Origin of the sequence: Bacteroides reticulotermitis JCM 10512 (genome assembly GCF_000517545.1) — a bacterium.
Classification (GTDB): Bacteria; Bacteroidota; Bacteroidia; order Bacteroidales; family Bacteroidaceae; genus Bacteroides; species Bacteroides reticulotermitis.
The window spans coordinates 1-17006 of record NZ_BAIV01000025.1 but is presented as its reverse complement, the minus strand read 5'-3'; the positions used below and the strand labels follow the sequence as shown (position 1 = coordinate 17006).

General features: G+C 42.4%; 17 protein-coding genes, 1 tRNA gene and 1 pseudogene. 3 read left to right on the top strand and 16 right to left on the bottom strand.

What is annotated here, in order from left to right:
* Nucleotides 1-337 precede the first annotated feature (337 nt).
* From JCM10512_RS14610 to JCM10512_RS14565, 10 genes and pseudogenes are all read right to left on the bottom strand, one after another.
* Nucleotides 338-1420 carry a mobilization protein gene (locus JCM10512_RS14610; RefSeq protein ID WP_044164249.1) on the bottom strand — a complete coding sequence of 361 codons (1083 nt, stop codon included), beginning with the start codon at nucleotides 1418-1420 and terminating at the stop codon, nucleotides 338-340.
* Complete coding sequence (locus tag JCM10512_RS14605) at nucleotides 1420-1794, bottom strand: helix-turn-helix domain-containing protein (protein WP_044164247.1); 375 nt, start codon at nucleotides 1792-1794, stop codon at nucleotides 1420-1422. Before JCM10512_RS14605 ends, JCM10512_RS14610 begins: the two co-directional genes overlap by 1 nt.
* Nucleotides 1795-1888: 94 nt before the next feature.
* Nucleotides 1889-2659: a hypothetical protein gene (locus JCM10512_RS21505; protein WP_148298418.1), complete on the bottom strand. Its 771-nt coding sequence runs from the start codon at nucleotides 2657-2659 to the stop codon at nucleotides 1889-1891.
* Between the two features lie 169 nt (nucleotides 2660-2828).
* The gene (locus JCM10512_RS14595; protein WP_044164245.1) at nucleotides 2829-3944 is read right to left on the bottom strand and encodes a site-specific integrase; all 1116 of its coding nucleotides are present in this window, start codon (nucleotides 3942-3944) and stop codon (nucleotides 2829-2831) included.
* A gap of 110 nt (nucleotides 3945-4054) precedes the next feature.
* Nucleotides 4055-4939 carry a helix-turn-helix domain-containing protein gene (locus JCM10512_RS14590; protein WP_044164243.1) on the bottom strand — a complete coding sequence of 295 codons (885 nt, stop codon included), beginning with the start codon at nucleotides 4937-4939 and terminating at the stop codon, nucleotides 4055-4057.
* 253 nt (nucleotides 4940-5192) lie between these two features.
* A complete protein-coding gene (gene mnmE / locus JCM10512_RS14585; protein WP_044164360.1) occupies nucleotides 5193-6593 on the bottom strand; it encodes a tRNA uridine-5-carboxymethylaminomethyl(34) synthesis GTPase MnmE in 1401 nt (466 codons plus the stop codon).
* Nucleotides 6594-6756: 163 nt separating this feature from the next.
* The gene (locus tag JCM10512_RS14580; protein WP_044164241.1) at nucleotides 6757-7635 is read right to left on the bottom strand and encodes a nucleoside phosphorylase; all 879 of its coding nucleotides are present in this window, start codon (nucleotides 7633-7635) and stop codon (nucleotides 6757-6759) included.
* A 158-nt stretch (nucleotides 7636-7793) separates the two neighbouring features.
* A complete protein-coding gene (floA, locus tag JCM10512_RS14575) occupies nucleotides 7794-8792 on the bottom strand; it encodes a flotillin-like protein FloA (protein WP_044164239.1) in 999 nt (332 codons plus the stop codon).
* A 23-nt stretch (nucleotides 8793-8815) separates the two neighbouring features.
* On the bottom strand, nucleotides 8816-9286 hold the full coding sequence (locus tag JCM10512_RS14570) for an NfeD family protein (protein WP_044164237.1): 471 nt from the start codon (nucleotides 9284-9286) through the stop codon (nucleotides 8816-8818).
* Between the two features lie 10 nt (nucleotides 9287-9296).
* Nucleotides 9297-10722 (bottom strand): annotated as a pseudogene (locus JCM10512_RS14565) (tetratricopeptide repeat protein).
* A 142-nt stretch (nucleotides 10723-10864) separates the two neighbouring features.
* Here JCM10512_RS14565 and JCM10512_RS14560 point away from each other — a divergent pair.
* Nucleotides 10865-11620, top strand: a complete 756-nt coding sequence (locus tag JCM10512_RS14560) for a tRNA 2-thiocytidine biosynthesis TtcA family protein (protein ID WP_044164235.1) — start codon at nucleotides 10865-10867, stop codon at nucleotides 11618-11620.
* 16 nt (nucleotides 11621-11636) lie between these two features.
* Complete coding sequence (locus tag JCM10512_RS14555) at nucleotides 11637-12005, top strand: DMT family protein (protein ID WP_044164233.1); 369 nt, start codon at nucleotides 11637-11639, stop codon at nucleotides 12003-12005.
* 22 nt (nucleotides 12006-12027) lie between these two features.
* Here JCM10512_RS14555 and JCM10512_RS14550 read toward each other — a convergent pair whose 3' ends face one another.
* The 6 genes from JCM10512_RS14550 to JCM10512_RS14525 are packed head-to-tail and all read right to left on the bottom strand — an operon-like array spanning nucleotide 12028 to nucleotide 16484.
* On the bottom strand, nucleotides 12028-13041 hold the full coding sequence (locus tag JCM10512_RS14550; protein ID WP_044164231.1) for an FAD:protein FMN transferase: 1014 nt from the start codon (nucleotides 13039-13041) through the stop codon (nucleotides 12028-12030).
* Nucleotides 13042-13053: 12 nt separating this feature from the next.
* Nucleotides 13054-13638: a manganese efflux pump MntP gene (locus JCM10512_RS14545; protein ID WP_044164229.1), complete on the bottom strand. Its 585-nt coding sequence runs from the start codon at nucleotides 13636-13638 to the stop codon at nucleotides 13054-13056.
* A 2-nt stretch (nucleotides 13639-13640) separates the two neighbouring features.
* Nucleotides 13641-14435: a DUF6048 family protein gene (locus JCM10512_RS14540; RefSeq protein WP_044164226.1), complete on the bottom strand. Its 795-nt coding sequence runs from the start codon at nucleotides 14433-14435 to the stop codon at nucleotides 13641-13643.
* Nucleotides 14374-14922, bottom strand: coding sequence for a DUF6452 family protein (locus JCM10512_RS14535; RefSeq protein ID WP_044164224.1), 549 nt, complete (start codon nucleotides 14920-14922; stop codon nucleotides 14374-14376). The genes JCM10512_RS14540 and JCM10512_RS14535 overlap by 62 nt, the downstream gene beginning before the upstream one ends.
* A gap of 31 nt (nucleotides 14923-14953) precedes the next feature.
* Nucleotides 14954-15904: a glycosyltransferase family 2 protein gene (locus JCM10512_RS14530; RefSeq protein ID WP_044164222.1), complete on the bottom strand. Its 951-nt coding sequence runs from the start codon at nucleotides 15902-15904 to the stop codon at nucleotides 14954-14956.
* A 28-nt stretch (nucleotides 15905-15932) separates the two neighbouring features.
* Nucleotides 15933-16484 carry a DUF4199 domain-containing protein gene (locus JCM10512_RS14525; protein ID WP_081741341.1) on the bottom strand — a complete coding sequence of 184 codons (552 nt, stop codon included), beginning with the start codon at nucleotides 16482-16484 and terminating at the stop codon, nucleotides 15933-15935.
* A 315-nt stretch (nucleotides 16485-16799) separates the two neighbouring features.
* Here JCM10512_RS14525 and JCM10512_RS14520 point away from each other — a divergent pair.
* Nucleotides 16800-16873, top strand: a tRNA-Thr gene (locus JCM10512_RS14520).
* Nucleotides 16874-17006: the final 133 nt, after the last annotated feature.

The following is a 17006-nucleotide window of genomic DNA, read 5'->3' as shown; positions in this document are numbered from 1 at the left end:
TGTTTTTAGAATTTTATTAATACATCCTTTGTAAATATGGCGTTAAGGTACAATTATCATATTAAGTAGTGTAATGGGGAATGACATTTCAGACGGTCAAGTGAAACATATTGGGCTTGCCCAATGGCACACTGATTTATCAGTGGGGTAGCCTAATACCCCATTTGCAAAATTTGCAATGGGAAAAGGCACTAAAGTGGCAGCAAGCTGTGTATATAGTTAGCTTAAAAAGCCTATGGATGAAGTTCCCAAATTGAGAACTCCATCCATATTTAAAGATAGTGTTTTAAATAATCTCAATATATAGGCATTGAGAATAAAGTAAAGTGATTGAGCATTAGTAATGCCTGTCTGGATTGAGTGAATACTTCTTACCATTTTCTTGTAGAATCATTCGCTTATTCCTGAGGAATGTGATAACCTTGGTGACTTTATTACGACCGATAGGGCAGCCCACTTCATTGTATGCTTCAACCAAAGCTTCTTGTAATTCTTCATAGCCATAAACTCCCTTCTTCGCAAATACAAACCTTAAAGCCTTCTCATGCTGCTCTACCTTAATCTCCTTATATGGGTCGAATGGTTCTTTGGGCGGACGACCAGGTTTCGATTCCTCCACTACATAGTCCTCTACAATTTCAGGTAACGCCTGCTCGTTGATGCGGAAAGCAAACGGTTTGAAATCCATTGCTCGAATGTGAACTGCTTCGACTTTACTGATGTTTGAGTCCGCCTTGTCTTTCTCTACTTGGAGAATGGTTTCCGCCTTGTTGCTTAGTTCCGTGCCAATATGCCCTCGTGCATTCTCATCTCCTTTATTCTGATGGAGGATGGTATGAAGATGAATCTGTTTTTCATCAGTCCATTGCATGAGCTTGGAAATAATGTAGGTTGATTCGCTTGGACCGTTTATGTCGTAAACTAAATCTCTAATGCCGTCTATGACAACTAAACCTACATTATCTGTTCCATAAATTGCTTCATTTATGATGGCTATTCGTTCTTCCGGTGTGTTTTTGCGTAATGCTAGAAACTTAAAACAGGGATGGTTGGCTTCTGTAGAGAGCCCTGCCAATTGAAATATTCGTTTCATCACTTTCAGGCAGTGATAGGGGCTTTGCTCTGTATCTATATAGATGATAGTCGATTTGTCGGAAGGAAACGAGGCTGAATAATTCAGTACCTTACCATTTTTTAAGGCGGCAGCTACAATTGCTGATACATTGAATGTCTTTTTGCTTTTAGCTTTGCCAATAGATGCACTGAAATTACCTAATGTGCCGATTACTGTATCGTCAATCTTGAATACTTCGGGAGCCTTTTCATAATTACCCGTAATGCTAAGAATGGACTGTTGCCACAGCTGCCAGGCCTCTTCTCGTTTTATCGGGCTCCTCTCTCTTCCGTATTCCATACACATCAATAGTTTGTAGAGTTAGGTTTCCGTTTGTGAGAAGCCAAGATTGCGGCATTCATCTCTTCGACAGAGAGTGCAGGAGCATTCTTTCTTCCGGTTTCCAGCCAATGATCCAGTTCGTCTTTGTAGAGGTAGTAGCGTTTACCTTGCTTGATGGCTGGTATTTCACCATTACCTACTTTGAAGTAAAAAGTAGATTTCGGCATCTTTAAATACTCGCGAGCTTCTTCTGAAGTCATTGGAGTGTGGTAATTTTCATACACAGGAACAGGTCGGCTTGTTACTTGTTTTAGTAGCGTCTCTTCTAGACTCTCAACCTTGTTGCAGAGTTCCTTTACAACCATTGGAAGGTCGTTGAATGTTAATTCGTTCTTCATAAATTTTATTTTTTGTAAGCGCTGCAAAGGAATCCAATGACCTTATGCTGATTTCAGAGGATTAGAATAAGTATGGAATCATTTCCAAGTAAGTTCAGACAGCCTCCTTTGAAAGGTTTTTAGATGTTATGTCCAACGGATTGACAAGTCCTATTGCTTTCCAATGAAAGTCATAGCTTCCTTTGTCCGGTTTGTCTATTTTTATAATGGATGTGACCTCATCCGACAGGTTACGGATGATAGTAGGCAGTTCGCAGTTCATAAATTCCTTTGGAAAACATTGTTTGATGAATTTGGCTTGTGTCATCCGGTCATAGCCCAATCTCTTACCAATGTTCCATGCAAAGTGCCGAAGATCGGCAGTTCCAAGAGAGCCATCGGTCTCAGCAGAAGTAAAATCAACTTCGGGTGATGTGGTAAATAGCTCGACATTTTTCAGAATGGTTTCCAAATGATTTTTATTCATGTGATAACTTAAAACGACATTGGCATATTCCACAAGAATCTGGGTTCTTCGTTGTTTATCCAATTCTGCTTTCTTTCGTTTTTCATTTTGTATTAAGGTTGATTTATCTAGACAGGTACTGACAGTGCTATTGGTAGGTAAGGTTACGTTAGATGTAATATTGTCGACAGGAATAGACAAATGGTTTGCTTTCGAAAAGAAAATCTCTAACAATATGGCTTGTAACAGTCCATAAAGAGTCTGTAGCAGTACGAACACAACAAAAAAGGCAACTGATTCCACTATCCAATGATTGTTGAAATCAGTGCCTATTTGATAAGCTACTAAAGAAGCGATCGCTAAAAATATAATGCCCGGCATGAGCCAGAGTAGTACGAGCTCTATTGTCTTAATATTCATAATTGTAAGTAACTGGATTGTAAAATGGTCAGACAAAATTATCTGCATACTTCCAATTATTGCTTATTACTTCTCGATAACAACAGAATCTTTATACTAATTAAAAGATTTCCTATAAATCAGACCTTAAATCATACTCAAAACACCTATTAAAGCTGTTTAATATTCACTACTCTTCTTTTCGTTTGAGCGTAATCTTCGAAGAGGCTTTACGCTTGTTGGCATCAACGGTTTTTGTATAAAGTTGCGTGGTAGAAATACTTTTGTGTGTCATAATACTGGCTATGGTGATAATATCCGTTCCGGCTGCTGCTTGTAAAGTCGCAAAAGTTCTACGGTAGCTATGGAACGTAATGTTTTTGGTAATTCCAGCAGACTTTATCCATTTCTTCATTGGCGCTTGTGTCATACTACGTTTAAGTCCTTTGAAAATAATCCCTTCACCAGTGTTACCGATTAGTTCCAATGCTTCCTTGCTGATAGGGATAGTATCAATGGATTTCGTTTTCTGCGTGATAAGCTTCACAAACTTGCCACCATCATAGTAGTCCTGAATATTTTCCCATCGTAAAGCCAAAATATCACTGATACGCAGACTGGTAAGACACGCAAATAGCGAAGCGGTTTTTAAAACGGGTATATCGCATGGCGTTTCAGCCAATTTGCATAATTCTTGTTGGGTAAGGAAATCCTTGTCAATATCTTCTGTTTCTATTTTATCCAAGAAGTCGTTAATGTTATTGCGTATCAGTTTGGCACGATACAAGTCTTGTAGAAATCCCCGAAATGTGGACCAATAACCGGCAGCGGAATTTTGGGAAATCCTATCTTTGTTGCTCTTCAGCTTTTTGGCGGTAAGCAGGTATTCTCGGAATTTATTGCAAAGGTCGATGTCTATTTCCTCAAAGATACATTTACCACCCACAAAATTACTGAAGTGGGTATAGACAAATTTCCACTTCTGGTCATGCTTACGTAGCTGGTGACGATAGTATTCTAAAAAGTCACCTTTAAGTTTACTCTTGTCGAGAAAGTCATATCGCTCGTTGACTATTGCATCGAATCGGCGACAACGAATAGCCTCTGCCTTTTCGGTCATTTGTTCGTTAAATTCACGTTCCCTGCGATTCTTCGGTTTCTCATAGATGTAAATGCCTAAAGATTCATGACGGATTACTTTCATTGTTTCCTTATCTCTGTAGCCTGGATAATAGTCCAGATAGAAAGACAATTGCCCATGTTTGATGGGACGAGTTCTAAGTGTTACGGTTTTACATTCGAACATGATTTCTTGATTTTTATAGTTAGTACTTGATAGTTATTGCAAAGGTTTTGAATGATGTTTTGCTGAAAATAGTCATTTGGAAGTAAGTTCTATATCATTTCAAATAGGCTTTATCTCTTTTGAACTTCGCCCATGATCTTGTCAAAATCAACTTTGAGAAACTTAACGAACTTCCCGATTTTTACTCTCTCAATGCCATGGAAACGTAGAGTTCCATAAACGGCATCTCTTGTCAAATGAAATTTTGCCATAGCCTCTTGGACGGTATAGTAATATACCTCTTTCCGTAGACCTTCCGATTTAGATAAATCGAAATGGTATTTAGAATAGAATATCTTCCCATGTTCTTTTTTGGAGGGAATATTATTCCGGTAAACTTGGCTTCGAATAGCAATGCGGGCCATACCATATTTTTCAACAATCTCTTCCGGAGTATACCATTCAGATAGTTCTGTATCAACTTCGTATTTTGCAAAAGCTGTATCAATATGCTTCTTGCTGTAGTAATTTAACTTCCGAATACGCATTTTTGGTATCTTGTTCTGTCTGGTAAAAGTCCAGACCCATTTAGCATTGACTTTATACTTTTCTGAAATCTCCTCGGCTGTGTAGTATTCAGCAATGTTTATCTCTTCTTTAGGCATAATGCGCTCGTATGGCTTAGATTTTAGCATTAGCTCAATGTCCGCCCTGCGAATGAAAGACATCCTTTCACTCAATCTGGATGCGCGCAGTTTGCCTTGCTTTACCAATTTGTAGATGTATTGCCTACTGGTTCCCATCAAACTTGCTACTTTGGAAAAGGTTAAGTAGTCTTGACCCTCTAGGGAAGCAGTAGGACGTAAGAGTTCTTGACTCTTTTTTAGTTCATCTCTTTTCTCGCGGACACGTTGTTTATATCCACGTTGTGCGCATTGAAGACTACAATATTGGGTAGTCGTCTTTTGGGCAATAAATACTTTGCCACACCATTTACAAGTTCGCTTCACTTCCATACTATTATTCGTTTTAATTTCGCCTCCTTTTTGTCAACCTACGTAGACCATTGTCAACACATGTCAACTAATGCGTCATTGTGACATTTGGCTTCACCGCAAAATTGTTTCGCGGTAGAAATACGGTACGAAAATAGGATGAAAAACGGGTACTAACAAAAAGTGATGGGTAAGTGTTAAAACAAAGAAAGTCCCTCAAAATGAGAGACTTCTTGCTAATTGATTACAGTTGTTTACTGTTAATTCTAAGCCATTATTTCCCGATGCAAAAATGCTCGAAGATATTTTGAAGCACCATATCGTTCGTTACTTCGCCGGCAATATCGGAGATGAAGAAGATACATTCGCGAATATCTTGTGAAAGGAAATCACCGGATATATGGGAGTCGAGTCCGGACTGTACACGGTGTATGGCTTCGAGCGCTTTGGTGAGTGCTTCGTAATGACGTACGTTGGTAACGATGATGTCGTTCTGAGTCACTGTGGGAAGATGAGCGGCACTGATCAACTTTTGCTCTAGCTCGTCGGTTTGTACCTTTTGCTTGGCTGAGATGAAGATTAGATCGGTATGCTCCTGAGGAAACTCTTGTGCAAAAAGATGTTCAATTGATTGACATTGGGACGTTTCTATGAGGTCGGACTTATTGAATACGGCGATCAGGTGTTTGCCTACACAACGGGGGAGTATCTTACCGGCAAGTTGAGAGACTTGGGAAGAGGCTTCGGAAGCATCGATCATCCAAAGTACAATCTCTGCCTGATCTAGTTTCTGGAAGGTACGTTCGATACCGAGGCTCTCGATGGTGTCGTCGGTCTCCCTGATGCCTGCCGTATCAATGAAACGGAAGGTGATGCCGCCTAGGTTGATCGTATCTTCGATTACATCACGCGTTGTGCCGTGTATGTCGCTGACAATAGCTTTATCTTCGTTTAATAGCACGTTTAGAAGGGTGGATTTGCCTGCGTTGGTTTCACCGATGATGGCTACGGGTACTCCGTTCTTAATGGCATTGCCTATACTAAATGAATGGACAAGGCGGGAAATAACTCGCTCTATTTCATCAGCTAGCTTGCGTAAGGCGGAACGGTCGGCAAACTCGACATCTTCTTCGCTGAAGTCAAGCTCCAGCTCGATCATGGATGTAAAGTTTAGGAGTTTGTTGCGTAACTCGGTCAGCTCTTTGCTGAAACCTCCACGCATCTGACTTATTGCTAATCGATGAGTAGCGGCAGAAGTTGAGGCAATGAGGTCGGCAACGGCTTCTGCCTGACTTAGATCCATCTTGCCGTTTAAAAAGGCGCGTTGGGTGTACTCACCTGGTTGTGCCATGCGACAACCATGCTTGATGAGTAGTTGCATCACTTGCTGAAGGATGTAAGATGAGCCGTGACAAGCGATTTCCGTGCTGTCTTCTCCGGTATAGGAGTGCGGAGCCCGAAAGAGGCTTACCAATACTTCGTCGATGATTTCTTCTTCGTCATAGATACGGCCGAACGTTAGTGTGTAGGGCTTTTGCTCGCTGAGTGACTTGCTTTCCCGAGCGGGTTTGAAGATGCGAGAGGTTATGGATATAGCTTCCGGACCGGAAACACGAATGGTTCCGATAGCACCGCCCTGGGCTGTTGCAATGGCACAAATTGTATCTTGATTCATCTTGATGTTCTTTTTGATTGGCAAAGATAACGCTTTCCTGTCGAAAAAGAGAAACGTGCGGACAGGTAGTTTGTTTTATTCACATATCTTTCTACAAAATAAAAGCCCCTGTCGCAGATTGTGCTGACAGGAGCCTATTGATTATTTTAACAGGAGCATAAGCTTAGATCCGATCGAGCACTGTTTTGATAAGTGTGTCGATGGTGTTCTTATATCCGGTATTCGCCTCTTTAATGAGTCGGTTGGCTATGACCATACAAACTGTCATTGCTTTGTGTCCCATGAGTCGGCTAAGGCCTGCGAGTGCCGAACTTTCCATTTCAAAGTTGGTTATTCGGTGACCATTGTACTCGAATGCTTCAATCTTTTCATTTTGTTTGGGATCGGCTAACGGAACACGAAGTTCCCGGCCTTGCGGTCCGAAGAAACCACCTGCGGCAATCGTAACACCACGTACCATGTCCTTTTGGGCAATGCGGTCGATCAGTTCCTCGCTGGCATCAATAACGTAGGGAGCAGGGGCACACATATTGCCCGACCATCCCATGTGGTTAAGGAAAGCCCGTTCGAAAGGTAGGTCGCAGACCGAATTACGTCCGGCATAGAAATTCAATAAGCCATCGAAGCCCATGGACTTCTGTGAGCAAACGAATGTACCAACAGGCGTATTGGGTTGGAGACCACCGCAAGTACCGATACGTACCAGTTCCAGTTGGCGGAACTCTTCTTTCTCTTCACGGGTGTTGAAGTCGATATTGGCCAGAGCATCCAACTCATTCATCACAATATCGATGTTATCGCAACCTATTCCGGTAGAAACGACTGTGATTCGCTTTCCCTTGTATGTGCCGGTAATGGTTTTAAACTCACGGCTTTCCACTTCGCACTCTTTGTTTTCGAAATGAGAAGCTACAAGTGCCACACGTCCGGGGTCGCCTACAAGAATTACTTTATCGGCAAGCCACTCGGGTTTTACATGAAGATGAAACACCGATCCGTCTTCATTGATAATAAGTTCTGAGGATGGGAAATATTTTTTCATGTTAATGTTTAGCCTCTTCCCAACCCTCTCGCTAGGAGAGGGGCGTGAAGAGGACTTTGATTTATGTTTTTATTAAAGTTATCTTCTATGCTAACAAATAAAACCCTTCAAAAGTTTTTCGTTAGCAAGCGTAACTTTGTCCCTTTATGCGAGAGGCTTTATTTGCTTAGCGGCTGATTGCTTGTATTACCGGCAGGTTTAGCAATTGTTTCGCGCATGGAAGTATCAGCTTCTATATTCTTCATCCGATAATAGTCCATGATACCTAAATTACCGTTACGGAATGCTTCAGCCATCGCTTTAGGAACTTCTGCTTCCGCTTCGATTACTTTGGCGCGAGCTTCCTGTGCCTTCGCTTTCATTTCCTGCTCGGTAGCAACGGCCATCGCACGACGCTCTTCAGCCTTAGCCTGAGCAATGTTCTTATCCGCATTTGCCTGATCGATCTGCAAGGTAGCACCGATATTCTTACCTATATCAATATCAGCGATATCGATGGATAGAATTTCAAAAGCTGTTCCGGCATCCAATCCTTTGCGAAGTACCAGTTTAGAGATGGAATCCGGATTCTCGAGTACAGACTTATGATTCACTGAAGAACCGATGGAAGATACGATACCTTCGCCTACACGAGCCAGAATAGTGTCTTCGCCTGCACCACCCACTAATTGGCGGATGCTGGCACGTACAGTTACACGAGCCTTGGCGATTAACTGAATACCATCTTTAGCTACGGCGGTAACCGGAGGTGTGTCGATAACCTTCGGGTTAACAGACATTTGGACAGCTTCAAATACATCACGTCCCGCCAAGTCGATAGCTGTAGCCATCTGGAATGACAGTTCGATATTTGCCTTAGATGCTGATACCAGTGCGTGCACCACTCGTTCTACATGTCCTCCAGCCAGATAGTGAGCTTCCATTTCATCACGGTTGACATCTTTCAAGCCAGCTTTATGAGCTTCGATCAAGCCCGGAACGATGATGTAGGGAGGCACATTACGGATGCGCATCAGAAATAACTGCACCAGTGAGATGTTCACTCCTGATACTTTGGCCGACAACCATAGGAAGAACGGCACGTAATGGAAGAATAATATCAAGAAGATAATACCTCCAACTATCAGAATAATAGGTAAATACATAGATATATCCATTTATAGTTTATATTAAGTAAATATTATTGTTTTATTTTTTCTACGAGGATTGTTCCGTTGCTGATGCGGGTAACGATAATCGGAGTTTTCTCGTCGAGAAAGCCTTCAATTGACCTCACCTCCACAATGTTGCCATCTATTTCGGCATATCCTATTTGTGCCAGACGTGTGGTGCTGATGCCAGTATCGCCTACTTTCACTCGCCTTTCGGCACTGTTGTCTACCGTGGATTCTAGATTCTTTTTCAGGGCAAGATCGTCCAACATCTTTGAACGCATAAACCAGACGAGCGAGCCTATACATGTGACTACCGATATGGTCAGTGTGATAAAACCGGCACCTGTTCCCAAGTTGGCAAAGGCATAATAATTAGCATATATAATGCAAGCTAGTGCTGAGATACCTGCCAGGCTAATACCCGGAATGATGAAGAGTTCCACCAGAAAGAGGATAACAGCGGCAATGATCAGTACTGTGATAATCAATATATCCATAATCGTTTGGTTATTTTGAATTTGTTTTCTCTAAGTTACGTACATTTATTTCGAGAGTATCCAGATTCTCATTCATTTGTAGCATCTGTTTTTCGATTTCTAAGATAGTAGGAGCGATTCGGTCTTTTTCGGCTTTATTGGCCTTGATGTATGAGTTGCGTAACTCTTCCAGTCGGTCTTTTTGTTGTTCAAAGTCTTTCCGGTTCTGTTGGTATTTCTGGAATAATAGTCTAGCTTCCTTGGATTTGAAGTCTTGTAAGAAGTTGTAAGTGGTACGATCGTCAATCACAAATTCAAAGTCTACACTCTTACGCTCTTGCGGTTTGTGATTGATAGCTTCCGCCAAACGCTGTTGAGCTTCGGCCACCTCATTCTTATTCTTCCAAGTCTCCCGCAGGGCATGCAATTTAGCTAATCGAATCATTTTCTGCGGATCGATGGCTTCATAGTTATAAGTTTGCTTCGAACTGTTCGGGATAAATACGTAAACACATACTTTCCCTTCGGTTGATAGCGATCGGAAGCGAACCATCCTAAATTGTTATACTCGTCGATTACATACATATAGTCATTGAAAGGCGAGTTAAATGGCATTCCTACATTCTCCGGCGTAAGATACGTATCGGTATTTGTATTGTAACGGGTTACGAAAATATCATATCCACCCAAGCCTTCACTGTCTGTAGCGTAGTAAATGGTGACTCCATCCGTCAATACATACGGATAGTTGACATTGCCCGCTGCATTGATGTTCTCCGGTAAAGGGCGTCCTGCACTCCACTCATTCAGTTGTTTGTTGCTGGACATAATCCTCAACTTTCCCCCTGCATTCGCTTCGCCGTAATAGATTTTATTTCCAATTTCGGTTTCATATACCGAACCGGGGTGCTTACCTTCGGTTTGAAAATAGGCGTTGTAGCTAAACAGGCTACCCGATTCCTCGCTTAGTTTGTAAGTACTGAGAAAATCATTCTTATTGACTACGAACGAGTCTATTACACATACTTCCTCCACGCCTTTCACCATCCGGAGGTTAGCTTTACTTTTTTCCAATAACTTCTCAACCTCCTCGGTCGGTCTCTTTCTCCGGCTGAGTTCGGCTATGTATTCCTCGTAGCAACCCACTGCATCTTCATAACGATACGTATCATTATAGGCTTGTCCCAGGTAAAGCTGTGCGCCTGCTACGCGTTTCTTAACCGCTACTTCCAGATACTTGACCGCTTCATCCGATTCGCCTGTCTGCTGGCAACATACCCCATACCAGAAACTATAATTCGCATTGCCGGGTTGAGATTGAACCTGTTTTTTAAATATAGGTTTGGCCTCTTGATATTGGCCTTTGGAAAACATAGTTCTAGCCTGTTCCAGTGTTTGGGCAGAAAGCCCGATAGGAGAAAGCTACATAAAAAAAACAAAATATACTTTTTCTTCATATATGTCTTTACTTGCACATTCAAATTCTATTGTTCAAAAATACAAATTAATTGCAAATAAACCCTTTTTCACAACTTCTATATATGTTAATTCTTCTTTAAATCAATCTTTTCGTTTACTTTTGCAGCCGATTTTAAATTTATGGCACAATATAAGGAAGAAGAGAAGTGTACCCGCCGCATTCAGAAGCGGTTTGGTAAGGGAGTAATGCAATACGGACTGATTGCAGAAGGAGATAGAATCCTGATCGGACTTTCGGGAGGAAAAGATTCGTTGGCATTGGTTGAGTTGCTGGGTCGGCGAATGCAGCAGCATAAACCTCGATTTACAGTAGTGGCTGCGCATATCGTGATGGAGAACATACCTTATCAGAGCGATACCGACTATTTGCGTACTCATTGCGAGGCATTTGGAATCCCCTTTGTCCTATTCAAAACCTCGTTCGAGTCTTCGACCGACACCCGCAAGTCGCCTTGTTTTCTTTGTTCGTGGAACCGGCGAAAGGCTCTGTTCACTGTTGCTAAGGAACAAGACTGTAACAAGATTGCTTTGGGTCATCACATGGATGATATTCTGGAGACTTTGCTGATGAACATCACCTATCAGGGAGCTTTTAGTACGATGCCGCCCCGGTTGGTCATGAATAAATTCGATATGGTGATTATACGCCCCATGTGTTTGGTGCATGAGGCTGATCTTTTGGAGCTGGCTGCACTACGCGGCTATCGGAAACAAGTGAAGAACTGCCCTTATGAATCGCAATCGAGCCGTAGCGATATGAAGGGCGTTTTGCGTCAGTTGGAGTCGATGAATCCGGAAGCGCGTTATAGTCTTTGGGGAAGTATGGCGAATGTACAGACCGAATCGTTGCCAAGTCAGATAACTGAATTCAAATAAAATTATTTGTTGTATTATGAAAGGAACCTATACTATCTTTTTATTGATCGTATCCAACGTTTTTATGACTTTTGCCTGGTACGGACATCTCAAATTGCAGGAGATGAAGGTGATAAACAACTGGCCTCTCTATGGCGTTATTTTGTTTTCCTGGTTTATTGCTCTGGCCGAGTACGCCTGCCAGGTGCCGGCCAATCGGATGGGCTTTCAGGGAAATGGTGGCCCCTTTACGTTGATGCAACTGAAAGTAATCCAAGAAGTTATCACCTTGTTGATTTTTACAGTGTTCAGCACTGTACTATTCAAAGGAGAATCGCTTCATTGGAATCATTTGGCTGCATTCGTTTGCCTGATAGCCGCTGTCTATTTTGTATTTATGAAATGACGGAACTTTGGCACAGATTCCATCATTGGTTTAACATACGCTTTTGTACCCCTTCGGTTGCAAACGTTTTAAGTTCTCCTTTTTCGTCGCTATAGATAAAGAATACGTCAATTGTCGGATGCGCTTTGCAATAAACTTCCGCTTTCTCTAGCCCCATCACCATAAAGGCGGTGGCGAATGCGTCCGCCGTCATGCAATCTTTGGCAATGACTGTTGCCGAGAGAATGCTGTGCTGTACCGGATAACCCGTCTTCGGATCAATGGTATGCGCATATTTCTTGCCATCTTTATAGTAATAGTTACGGTAATTGCCTGATGTAGCCATCCCTACATCCGATAAAGTAAGTATAGCTTGTAAGTCTTGTTTTAGAGCCAGGGAGTCGTCAACAGGTTTGTTGACTCCGATATGCCATAACTGTTTTTCCGGATTTTTACCTTTGACCACGACCTCCCCTCCAATGTTGACCATGAAGTTTTGTACACCTTTACGCTCCAGCAGGTGAGCGATTACGTCCACCGAATATCCCTTGGCTATAGCGCTGCAACTAAGCATAATGCGGGGATCTTGTTTGATAACCTGTCCATCCACCATACGGACTTTTTCGTATCCGGTGATTTGAAGCAGACTGTCAACCATCTTTGAGTCGGGGAAAGCCCCTTTCTTGAATCCAAATCCCCAGGCATTGGCAAGAGGCGCAATCGTGATGTCGAAAGCTCCGTCTGTCTCTCTCGATACTTCCATGGAGCGGTTGAAACATCGTTGGAAGAAGCTATCTGTTACAATTACTTCGTTTCGGTTTACCCGGCTAATAACCGAGCTGTCGTTGAAAGGCGACAGCGAAAAGTCAAATCGTTTCAGTTCTTCTTCGATTTCCGGCTTTAAGTCACCGTTGTGCTGGTAAGTTATGGTATATACCGTTCCGAAAATCAATCCGTTGGCTTGTTGGTAAGGCGGTTGGTTATTCCTTTTTGCTAAAATCCAGATGGTTGCTAGCAAGAGAAAAGCGAGCCATAAAAAACTTTTCTTTGACTTCATACGCAAACTGCTTTATGGTTGAAAAAATAGGTGTTCGATCAATATCTTTGTTCCGATGATGATTAGAATAATTCCGCCCCACAGCTCAACTTTTAACTTCCGGGCGCATCCGCATCCACAACGCGCACCGAATATCAGTCCCAGTATGGAAACTGTAAACGATACTAGGCCGATGATTGCGATCGGAGAGAGGATAGTAGCATAATTTTTGATCCCCAAAAAAGCAAAAGAGACGCCTACTGCTAGGGCGTCTATGCTTGTTGCTACTGCCATGGCAAGTACAACTTTGAGGCTGGAGGGATTAAATTCGTTCTTGAACTCTTCATCTTTAAACGCTTCGAGAATCATTCGTACGCCTAAAAAAGAAAGAATGGCGAAAGCAATCCAGTGGTCTACGCTTTCAATAAGGTGGCTGAAGGTATTTGCACCCATCCAACCGGCAAAAGGCATCAGCGCCTGGAAAAAACCAAAAGCGAAAGCCATCGTAAGCATGGATCTCCACTCGATACGTTTCAGCATGATGCCACTTGCAATGGAAACAGCGAGGCAATCCATCGCTAAGCCTATTGCAAGAAGCCAAATCTCCAATCCTGTCATTGTTACAGAGGTAGTTTATAGATTAGGGAATACGTAATCCCCATATTGTTTGATTTATATTTACCGTAGCCCGGTACATACCAAGGATCGCCATATTCTCCGATGGATGCGCTGGTTTTGTATTTCATTCGCAAGGTCCAGCCCATGTTGAAGTTTTTGTAGATGCGGACTTTAACTCCGAATACAAGTTCGAACCACTGCATGGAACCTTTCATTCCCTGATGGTTGAAAGGGACGCTGCCTCCCCATACATCATCTCCCAGACTTGGATTGCCGATACCGTCTCCCCAAAGCGGGTCTTCTGCCGGCATAGTTGACACATCATATTTGAAAGAAGTAAGTCCATAGCGCAGACCAACATATAAATAACTGTTCTTTTCTACTTTCTTGGCCATCGTGTTATAGTCTACACCGATGCGGAAATAAGGAGCAGCTTTACTCTTGTAGTGTACACCCGTCTCGTTCCATTCATCCGTGCCACCCATACCTAGTTCGATCGTTGGGATGAAACGGTTCTTCAGATTCACGGCAACGCTGACTTCCGTACTCATGAAGTCGCCTCCCAATAGCTTGCTCCCCATGCCATACAGGTCCAAGCCGACATACGTTCCGTTGTAAAAAGGAATTGTGTCGACAACGGCTTCTTTCTTTTTCTGGTCTCTCTTTGGTGTTGGCGCCGGTCGTTTTTGCTGCGCCAACAGCGGAAGTCCAAAGCAAAGAAGCAAGAGCAGGCTGCTAATCTTCAGCAGGTGTGCGGTCGCGGTATACATAGAATATTTGCAAATTCTGTATTTCATTACTATTGGCTTCTTTATTTTTTATATAAATGGAATCCAGCTTTTCTGCCTGTAAATTGCTGCCATGCTTACCGATATGAGTCTTTACAATGTTTTGTTTCATCAAATAGCCACAGTCCATGGATTGGAAATAGGGTGTGTTCTTATGAATGATGTACAAGGTATCGGTATGTCTAGGTTGGCGTACCGGATCATATTTGAATATCAAAACTGTAGAATCGCTGGTGTATCGCAGAGGTAACATCAGTTTATGTACCTTCTTTTCATTGTTCAGAATGATGGAGTCTGTTCCCAAGGCTGTGATAGTCAGCGAGTCGAGTGTGTCGTTGCGTACTACTCTTGTGTCCGGGTCGATGGTGGAGATTGTGCAGTACATCATCGGGCGTCCGGCCATCGAACAATTGCTGTCGTCAGAACAGGAACTGCCGATGCTGATAGCACCACCCGTAATGAGCAATATTAGGAATAAACGAACTAGATTCTTCATAATTAATTTAGTTAAAACATTTATCAAACTCTCAGATTTTCTTTTCTATCTGGTAATTATTACGTTCCGGAGCGTTGCGCGAGATCAATTCGCCCAGAAAACCGGCCAAAAATAACTGCGTACCGATAATCATAGCTGTCAGTGATAAATAGAAATAGGGAGATTCCGTAACCAGCCGATACGTATGACCGCTATACACGGCGTACATCTTGTTCGCTCCTACCACAATAACTGAGATTAAGCCTAGGATAAACATCAATGATCCGAGTAGGCCAAAGAAGTGCATCGGTTTAATGCCGAAGCGTGAGAGGAACCAGAGCGACAATAGATCGAGGTATCCGTTGAAAAAACGGCTCAGACCAAATTTGGTCGTTCCATATTTGCGTGCCTGATGTTGGACGATCTTCTCGCCAATCTTTTTGAAACCGGCGTTTTTGGCCAAGTAGGGGATATATCGGTGCATTTCACCATATACTTCGATATTTTTTACCACTTCCAGCCGATAGGCTTTGAGCCCGCAGTTGAAGTCGTGCAGATTCTTTATGCCCGACACCTTACGAGCTGTTGCATTGAATAGTTTGGTGGGGAGAGTTTTCGATAGCGGGTCGTATCTTTTCTGTTTCCATCCCGACACCAGGTCGTATCCCTCTTCGGTTATCATTTGATAGAGTTCCGGGATTTCTTCCGGGCTGTCCTGTAAGTCGGCATCCATGGTGATGACAACCTCTCCTTGAGCTTCTTCGAATCCACAGAAGAGAGCTGGTGATTTGCCATAGTTACGGCGAAACTTGATCCCTTTGACATAGGGTGATTGAGCTTTCAACTTTTCGATAACTTGCCACGAATGGTCTGTGCTTCCGTCGTTAACGAAGATTACCTCAAAAGAAAGTTGGTGGGCGTTCATTACTCGCTCAATCCACGCATATAATTCAGGGAGTGATTCTTCTTCGTTAAACAAGGGGACTACTACTGATATATTCATCTTTTTTATAGAAATGTTGAATGATAAATTATGGCTGAGACGGTTTGTTACTCACCGGTTTGGTGTTTTTCATCACCATCAGCGCGGTAGGTATGGATAAGATACTTCCCCAAAAAACATCCCAAGACAAAATCTGCATGGTAATGTCGATTGCAGAGAGTGAACGAACCGTATCTATTGTTTCTTTTATAATTTCTTTATTTTCCATCAGGGCGGGAGTCGTAGTCATTAGCTCATTCCATAGTGTGATATACGAATTGATGATAAAGCCATGATCGATGAATTGGAAGTACACATAATGCGCTACTGCGACCAGCAGGGAAGCGAACATATACATGAATATGGAAAAGACAACAGCGTGTGAGAAACGGATGCGTCCTCCGCATATCTTATCGCGGTACATTTTTGTGTAATAATACCCGATGAAGGGCACAGCCAACGTGAGTATTACGAATAGTAGTGAAAAGAAAGGTATGTGAAATCCTAATGGAAATAAAATGAACTTCAATATCCAATAGGCTCCCATGTACGTGCCAAAGTGCATCGCGTATTTCTGTAAATAGCTTCTGTTTGCTGTCATCTTTGTTAATAAATAGAGCACAAAGGTACAAATAATATCTATTCGTATAGAAAATCTCTTAGTTAAAGTTAATAAAGTGTTTTTTATTACATTCTGAATCTTTTTTTTAAACTTTAATCAGTTGAAATGTAGAGTCTTACTTCTTATTGATACAAAAAAGTAAGCATTAGCTATTGCAGGATAGATAAAAATGTCTACCTTTGCAACCGCAAAATGGGTAAGTCCTATACGGCTAGCTCCCTTCAAATCCTCCAGGGCTTGATCGCAGCAAAGGTAGTCGGTTGTAGCGGCGCGATGTAGTAAGCTTACCCACCCGCCTCTTTAGCTCAGTTGGCCAGAGCACGTGATTTGTAATCTCGGGGTCGTTGGTTCGAATCCGACAAGAGGCTCAAAAGTAAGCAAGCATTCGGAAATATCTTCCGGATGCTTGCTTGCTTTATATACGTTTGCATGTGATTTCCTCTCGCGCGCGTACACACGCGTTACAAATTTAATTATTAAGAAGGGGGGGGGATTTATTAG